Here is an 8831-nt window from a genome sequence, read left to right on the forward strand (position 1 = left end):
ACACCGTGTAGACAGGGTCGTTGGAGCCGTTGTACGGCGGCGCGACCTCGCCATCCGCAAGCTGAGCGGGGAGGCTCGGCAGCGCGAACGATCCGGTGGTGGGTCCGGTCCAGGACGCGCCCGTGTAGGAGACGCCGTCGGCCGGGGGGGGGGGCGCGGCCGCCCCCGCCCCCCCCCCCCTTTCTACCTATCTATTGCGGTGTCACTCCGCGCTCGCGTGGCGGCGGCGGTAGGCCGCGAATGCGACCGCCGCGATGCCGGCGAGGAGGACAGCACCACCCGCGACAGCGAACATCGGGCTGATGCCGCCACCCGTGACCGCGAGGGCCTCGGGGTCGGTCGACGCCGGCGTGCCGGTCGGGTCGTCCCCGCCGCCGACGGGCGGGTTGGCGCACTCGGCGGAGGCCTCCGGGTAGAAGACCTCGGTCGAGTACGACGGGTTCACCTCGAAGCGCACCGTGACGCCCTTGCGGGTCCAGTCGTAGTTGCCGTCGGTCTTCACATACTCGCCGTTCACGAGCTCCCAGCCGGGCCACATCTTCGGCGCGAGGTTCGAGGCGCCGGGCCACAGCAGCACGCCGCTGAGCGGCTGATTCTCCGCCACGAAGTCCTCGCCACCGGTGGTGTTCACGAAGGTGATCGTGACGGGGTTCTCGTCGTCGGTCTCGAAGCCCTCGGGCAGCGCGACGTCGTAACCGAGGAACGGCACATCGCCGACGCACGTCGCCTCGATCTCACCGGGGACGAGGTCGCAGACCTCGCCGATCTCGTCGGACTCGAGCTCGCGCGTCTGCGTCTCGGCGGTCTTCGTGACCGTCGGGATCACATCGCCCTGCTCGCCGTATGCGTACGTCGTCGTGGTGACCTCGCGCGTCTGCGTGACCGTGGTGTCACCGCAGTCCCAGGCGCCGTCGACCCACGGAGTCTTCTCCTCGCCGGTGGTCGGCAGCGGGCACTCCTTGAGCTCAGCTGCAGTCATCGGACGCTCCTCGCTCGAGGTCGAGACGACAGGCGTTCCGAGCACCCACGCCTGGCCGTTCCACACGTACTCCGTGGTGGTGGTGGTGGTCGTGGTGGTGACGAACTTGCTCGTGCAGTCCTTGCGGTCCTCGGGGACGCTGGTCACCTTCGGCTCCGGCTTGTCGGGGCGGCACGCGTCGCTGTCGAGCGGGAGCTTCGCCAGGTTCGGCACCTCCCAGACGGTCTTCGCACCTTCGGCGAACACGGTGCCGGGCTTGGGCGCGGCAGTCCACGTGGTCGAGCCGTCGGAGTTGCTCGCCGACGTCCAAGTGACGTTGTCGCTCTTCGTGAACGACCCCGGCGTGGTGCAGGTCGGCAGCGTGATCTGCAGCGACGGCGTCACCACGGTGGGCTCTTCCTCGTTCTCGCACTTGAGGTCGGGCCAGGTGTCAGTCTCGTTGGTCTGAACGAACTTGACGGTGTACTTGCCCGTCGGGATGAGCGCCGAGTAGGTCCAGTCGATGACGCCGGACTTCACCTCCGCCTCGGTGAGCGGCTTGGTCGAGCCGTCGGAGAAGCGCAGCCCGAGGCCGTTCCAGCCGCCGGTGACGTTGAGGTCGACGTACGCGTTGACCTGCTTGGTCTTACCGTCCTTCTTGTACTCGATGTTGATGTGGTCGCCGCTCTTGAGCGCCCGGTTGTAGTCAACGATGATCGACGTGCAATCGAGATCCTGCTTCGGCGGCTTCGGCTGCTCACCCTCGGGAGTCTTGCCCTTGCAGACGATCCAGTGCGAGACGTCGGCCTGGTTGTTCCCGTTCGACGGCGACGCATAAGCGACCCCCGCCTTGGGGTGCTCGATGACGTTGTTCCAGAGGCTGCCGCCCTTGATGACGAGCAGCTCCCAGTGATCGTACGGCGTCCAGGACGAGCTGAACGGCTTGAGAGTGACAGTCTTGCCGCTGTCGGTGACCTTGCCGTGGGCGGTGCTGTCGTCGGCGTCGTACGAGTAGCACTTCGCGCCGTGCGATGCGTACTGCTTCTCCCAGTACGAGGTCTTGTTGGTGTCCGAGCTCCACGGCTGCAGAACCCCCACCTCGCCCTTCAACTGTGGCTCAGTGGCCGATGCCCCGGCGGTCACCAGAGGTGCCACCACGAGCGCGGCGGCGACCAGCGCCCCCGCCAATGCTTTCCATGTTCGCTTGCGCAATGCAGGCACAGCGTTCCTCCCCTTACCGGCGCCGAAGCGCCGTCCCAGCGGTGCACCGAGGCACACCGTTCATCCCAGCGGCACGCCGGAGCGCGCCGTACTTCCCAGCGACGCGCAGAGCGCGCCGTACATCCCAGCGACGTGCGGGGGGCACGTCGGTACTTCTGCGGCACGGGGGCACCGCGTTCCTTCGGTGCACGGGGGCGCACCATTCACCCGTCGGGGGAACGGGTGTCAGACCTCACGCGGTTCGGGCCGAATGGGATCCGGATTCCGCGCCCTTCCCGAAGGTTGCGGAACAGGCGGAGAACCGCCGTTCGTGCAGGCTATCGCGACACGCCCGGATGAGCGAAATCGACGCGCGGGACGGATGCTGGGGGCCGAGGGGTCCATTCCTCTTATATACGTGCCGTCGCGCGAACGAGCCCCTCGCCTTTGGGGTGCGAGGGGCTCGAACGTCCGGCACAAGAGGCGGGCCGGAGTCGGGTGAGAGAGCGGGCCTTGGGGCGGTCCCGCTCTCTCACACGGTCGGTCAGATGGTGGCCTTGGCCTCTCCACGACGGCGGCGGGTGACGATCAGCATCGCCGTGCCTCCGAGCAGAGCGAGCAGGCCGAGGATCACCAGGAGCGGCGGCAGCTCGCCACCCGTCGCCGGGAGTGCCGAGAGGAGGACGACAGCGTCGTCCGAGTCACGGCCCGGGTCGTCCGGGTCACCGAACGTGTGGTAGTCCACGACCGCCACGTTGGTGATCGAACTGCTCTTGGACGCCGGGTTGACCGTCGCCGCGAGCGTGATCGTCGGAGCTGCGGACGGCGACTCGTTCGCACCCTGCGGCTGCAGGGGTCCGAAGAGCACGCAGGTCAGCGTTCCGCCGTAGCCGGAGCCGTCCTGGCCCGCCACCGCACACGACTCCCAGTTCGGGAACGTGTTCGCGTCGCCCTTGCCCGGCCAGGTCACGTCCGTGATCTTGATGTCGGCGGGGATGGTGTCAGTGACCACCACGCCCTCGGCGGCCGAGTCGTCGCTCATGTTCTCCACAGCCAGGCTGTAGGTGAACGACTTGCCGGGCTCGGTCTTCTCGACGCTCGCCGTCTTCTCGATCTGGACGTCGGAATGACGTGCCACGAAGCACTCGGGGCTCGCCGGCGGGTACTCCACCGAGAACTCCAGCGTCGGGTTGACCGAGAAGGTCACCGTCGACTGCAGACGCCACGAGTAGTCGAGCTCGCTCGGGTCGAGGATCAACCTGTTGAAGACGAAGTCCCCTGCATCCGCCGGCGCGTACTCCTGTCCGTCCTGCGGGTTGATGAACCCGCCGTTGGGACCGTAGTCGGACGCCACGAGCGGGCGCCATCCCGGGTAGTCGATCGAGACACCCGACGGCGTGAACGCGGTGCCGGGCCAGTCGATCAGGTCACTCCAGGTCGACGTTCCGCCGGGCTGGGTGATCGCGATCTCCTGCGGGTCGGTCGTCGGCTCGAGGGAGTTCGGCGCCCACACGAAGTCGATCGGGTCGTCCAGCAGCGTGCCCGACTTGGAGATCATCCAGCCCAGGAGCGGGGCGTCGCCCACGCACGTGGTGTAGACGACCGCCGTGATCTCATGCACCGGGATCTCGTTCTCGGAGCAGTCGTTCGTCGGGTCCTGGTCGAGAGGCGCCTCGACGCAGGCCTCGTTCACGAGCGAGTCGATCGGCGTCGGCGGCTCCTCCGCACCCTCCGGATAGTCCGGCGGCAGGAACTCGACGGTCACGGTGATGTCCACCGATTCGCCGGCTCCGAGCGTCGTGTCCGGCCCCATCCTGACCGAGATCATGTTGCCGGGACCCACGAGGGCGACGCCGTAGTCATTCAGCCAGCCGTCCGGAAGGTCGACTGCGCTCACCTGGAGCCGCGCGGGCACCGGGTCGGTGACCACGAGGCCCTTGGCGTCGCGGGTGCCGTTGTTGGTGACGGTGAGCACGTAGTCGAACGTGTCGCCCACCTCGGCCCAGGGCTCCTCACCCTCGGGCGGCTCGGGCAGGTTGGTCGCCGTCTTCAGGATCGAGACGTCGTCATAGTGGACCGTGCCACACGCGCTGTCATCCTCCGTGACCTCGCCGACCGTGAGGTACGCCGTGTTGACGATGCCGATACCCTCGGTCACCTCGGCGTCACAGGGGTTTGGGTCCTCCGGGATCGCACTGACCTCGACATTCACCGACACCGTGTAGACAGGGTCGTTGGAGCCGTTGTACGGCGGCGCGACCTCGCCATCCGCAAGCTGAGCGGTGAGGCTCGGCAGCGCGAACGATCCGGTGGTGGGTCCGGTCCAGGACGCGCCCGTGTAGGAGACGCCGTCGGCCGGAGCGTCGAGCGTGTCCGACAGATCGTACGTGATCGGCACGACGGCGCTGTTGTTGTGGACCCGGACGTCGTAGGTCACGGTCCAGCTCCCGTCCTCGTGCTGGGTCGACCCTGTCGCCGTCTTCTCAACCGTGAAGCCCTGATCGACGTGCGAGTTGACGATCGTGCAGACCACGTTCTCGCCCTTGTCGAGGCCACGCAGGTCTGCCTTCCCCGCCGTGCTGTCCGTCAGGGTGACCTGTCCGTCCTCGTTGAGGCAGGACCACAGCCCGGCCGCGAACTCGTCCGAGCCCGGGAAGTCGCCGATCAGGTCCTCCGAGAGGACGAAGGGCACCCCCGCCACGACGTTCGTCTTGACGACGTCGCCGCCGGCCAGGTTCGTCACCGCGGGCCCGATCTGGGGTGCGGCGATCAGCTGCCAGTTCGTGTCTTCGACCCCGGGAGCGCCCGAGACGATCTTGACCAGCGCGATCGACGGCAGTTCCGCCGTGTTCGTGAACGTGCAGGTCACCGGCGCGCCGGGCATCGTGAACGAGCCCTCGCGAGCACTGCCGGTGAAGACCACCGTCTCTCCGCTGGTGCAGACCAGCGTCGACGTGTAGTCGGAGGCGTCACCGTGCTCGACGCTCACGATCTCCTTGACGTTCACCGTCTGACCGATCGTCGCCTCGGCGCTGATCGTGTGGTCGAGGTCGGTGAATGTGCCACCGTCGGTGTTCGATGTCGCCGCACCGGTCGCGCCGCCGGTGACCGACAGGGCGGCACTGTCGCCGTCCTGGCTGTTCACCCAGCTCTTGACGACCGTGAGGTGCGCCGTCTGCGAGACGTTGATGAAGCGGCAGATCGCGGCGCCGGTCACCTTCAGGGTGAACGCGCGACCGTCGACGCCGACCGCCGTGGTCTCACCTGCGGAGCAGGAGAAGGTCGAGGCGTACGTGCCGTTCGCCGTGAGAACCTCCTTCATCGGCAGCACCGCACCGATGCGGACCTGGAGCCCGACGACGTTGATGTCGTCGAGGAAGTCCTTCGGCGAGTTCGCCAGCATCGTCGAGAGCGCCGTCGCGATCGGACCCGACTCCGGCGTCACCGAGAGCGAGGTCTTGTCACCGGTGAGGGCGTCGATCCAGTTCTTCTTGAGCAGGACGCCGACCTTCACGGCGGTGTTGGTGAACGTGCAGCTGACGTTCGCCGATGAGGCCTCGAACTCCGGGATCGTGGTGCCCTGCCCCGATGCCTCCGTACCGGTGCAGACGTAGCTCGACGTGTACGAGCCACGGTTGCCTGCGGTGTTCAGCGTCTCGGCGATGTTCACCGGGTCACCGACGCGGACCGTCTCGGTCACGACAGGGGCGTCGGTCTCGTTGACGATGAGCTGACCGGCGGTGCCGGCCGTCGAGGTCTCGGTCGTGCCGTTGACCCCGAGCTGGGCGGTGTCGCCGCCGAAGGCGTCTGCCCAGGTCTTGTTCACCGTGACCTGGATGGCCTTCGCGGTGTTGACGATCGTGCACACGACCGACTTGGTGACAGTGATCTGACCGATGGTGCCACCGGTGCCGCTCGTGCCGTCGTCGCACGACCAGGTCGAGGTGTACTCACCCTGGTTGTCGTCGTCCAGCGTCTCCCCCAGGACCGCCTTCTCGCCGATCCGCACCTGCAGGGTCGCGATCTGCGGCGAGGTCCCGTCGCCCTCGGGCGCCACCGCTTCGATGACGGAGACCGCGGGAGGGGCCGAGATGCCGAGATTCGCGGCATCGCCCTGGAATGCGTTCACCCACTGCTTCTTCAGCGTGACGGTCGCCTTCTGAGCTGTGTTGGTGAAGGTGCAGACGACGTCGGCGTTCGGCATCCGGTCCAGCGTGTACGCCTTGTCGGAGCCGGTGACGGCCACGGTCGGCGTGCACGAGAACGTGGTGCCGTATGTCGCGCCGCTCGGCGCCGTGAGCGCCTCGCCGAAGTTCACCGTCTCGCCGACGCGAACCGTGGCGGTGGCGACGTTCACGCCGTCGAGCTGGGATCCGACCGCGCCCGTCGCCGTGCTCTTCGCGCCGTCGGCGTCACCGGTCAGGGACAGCTGAGCGGAGTCGCCCTGGAAGGCGTCGACCCACTGCTTCTGCAGCCTGACGTCGCGGGTCTTCGCGGTGTTCGTGAACGTGCACTGCACGCCGTTCGCCGACGCGGGGTAGGCGGGCACCGTGATGGATCCGGTCAAACCGGTGTTGTCCGACACCGACGCACCGACGCACGAGAGAACGGAGGCGTACAGGCCCCTGTTCTGCGCGTTCAGCACCTCGGACAGATTCAGGCTCGACCCCGGCGCGACACTCACAGAGATCACGGGGCCATCGGTCGGAGCCGTCGACGTGCCCGTCGCGGTGGTGGCGCCACCGATCGCCAGGTCGGCCTTGTCACCGTCGAACGAGTTGACCCAGTCCTTGGTGAGGGTGACGGTGGCGTACGGGATGTTCACGAAAGGCGTCGAGATCGTCGCGTTCGGCGCGGCCTGCGTGACCGCGAAGGTCTTCGCCGACGGATCGAGCACGTAGCCGGCGGGCGCCGCCGTCTCGGTCACCGAGTAGGTGCCGATCGGGAGGTTCACGACCTTGATCTGGCCGGCCACCGGGTCGGCGTCGTTGGCGCCGTTGTCGACGACCGTCTTCGGGAAGGTCGCCGCCCAGGGCGCAGCGGCCGCGGGACCGCCGGTCGCGGCGAGCGAGAAGGTGGCGCCGCCCAGCAGCGCACCGTTCGCATCACCAGCCCGCTTCGTCCACGCACCAGATCCGAGCGGATCCTTGAACGTGAGGGTCTTCGACTCGGCCGTGTCACCGAAGGTCACCTGCTGCGGAGTCGAGTCAAGGAGGTAACCCGCGGGGGCCTCCGTCTCGGTCACCGTGTAGGTACCGGGCTGCACGTTCCCGTTGAACACGATCTTGCCGCCGGCATCCGTCGTCCCCGTCGTCGAGCCCGTCCCGGTCGCCGGGTTGGGCGAGATGGAGAACTTGGCGCCGGCAAGCGGCGTGCCTGCCATGTCGGTCTTGAGGATCGTCAGGGTCGAGCAGGTCGACGGGACGTTCGCGGCGACCGGCTTGATCCAGTCGGCCAGCGATGACGTGTCCTCGGGCGAGGAGCTGGAGCGGACGTTGAGCACGCCGTAGTTGCCGCTGCAGCCGGCGTTGCCGAAGAGGACCGTCAGGTCGATGCCCATCTCCGCGAACTCACCCGGCTCGAGGACCTCGCCCGCGAGGTTCTCGATCTGGCCCTGGTTGACCTGTCCGACGAAGCCGGAGAGGGTGCCCAGCGAGACCCATGCGGTTCCGTTCCACCGATCGGCGCCGACGAGGGAGATCGTGTTGTTGCCGTTCTGCTCGATCGTCAGCCGGAGGTCGTTGACCGACCGGTCCGGTGTCGGGCCCGACGTGTTCGGCTTCTGGTTCAGCTCGACGTGGTAGGACACCGAGCCGTTGTTCACCTCGCGTTCGAACCCGAGGTACGCGAAGACGTGGCCTCCGACGGTCTGCGTGTACGCGTAGACGTTGCCGATGTCGGTCTTGCCGGGCGCGACCCCGTTTCCACCGATCTGTCCGGCGCTCCACGGCCAGTTGCTCTCCTTGGAGCCTTGCGTGAACTGGGTCGCGTCGCCGTAACCGTCGTTCGCGACGGGCTGGCTGCCCACCGTCGCCCAGTCCTTGGAGCCGGCGCCGTCGAGACACAGGTTTCCGTCGATCTCGAACCCGCCCAGCGGAGACCCGGCGACGGGCCATCCGGCGCACGCCAACGCCAGGGCAGAGATCTCGGGCTCGGCCAGCGGCGCAGCGAGGGCTGCCGGCGGCGCCGTCTCATCGGGCGCGGTCGCCTCAGGCGCTGCGGGCGGCTGGTCGGCCGGCGTCTCGGCCGCCGGCGGCGTGCTCGCATCCGCAGGCGGCGGAGGCGCAGCATCCGTCGATGTCGTGTCGGTCGTCGTCGCCTCTGTGGTGGCGGCGGGGTCGGGGGTGGTCACCTCCTCCGCCGATGCCGGGGACATCCCCGAGAACACAAGAGAACTCGCCACGATCGCGGCGAGTCCTCCCACGTACCAGCGGTTCTGGAGCGCGATACGTCGCTCCTCAGTCCGCTCCTGACGCATGCGGCGGCGCGGACCCTCAGACTTCGAGGCGCGCACGAAAGTACGACTGAACATCAACTTCACCCTTGGTCGAATCGACACAGGGTGCCCCAAGTAGAGGCCCCTCCCAGCACGTGACGACTCGCTGCGAGTTGATGAACCCAAGAACCGAGGGATCCCAAGTCCCCAAGGTTCGGCTATCTCCCCAAACACGAG

2 protein-coding genes are annotated in these 8831 nt (G+C 67.8%); both read right to left on the bottom strand.

The annotated features are described in order from the left end of the window. Window positions 1-202 precede the first annotated feature (202 nt). Entirely contained in the window at window positions 203-2056 is a 1854-nt protein-coding gene (locus tag ACLBXX_RS18965) for a hypothetical protein (RefSeq protein WP_447659308.1), read from the bottom strand. 646 nt (window positions 2057-2702) lie between these two features. Beyond that, the gene (locus ACLBXX_RS18970; protein WP_447659309.1) at window positions 2703-8690 is read right to left on the bottom strand and encodes a SpaA isopeptide-forming pilin-related protein; all 5988 of its coding nucleotides are present in this window, start codon (window positions 8688-8690) and stop codon (window positions 2703-2705) included. Between the last annotated feature and the right edge of the window lie 141 nt (window positions 8691-8831).

This window comes from Microbacterium sp. C23T (assembly GCF_053345975.1).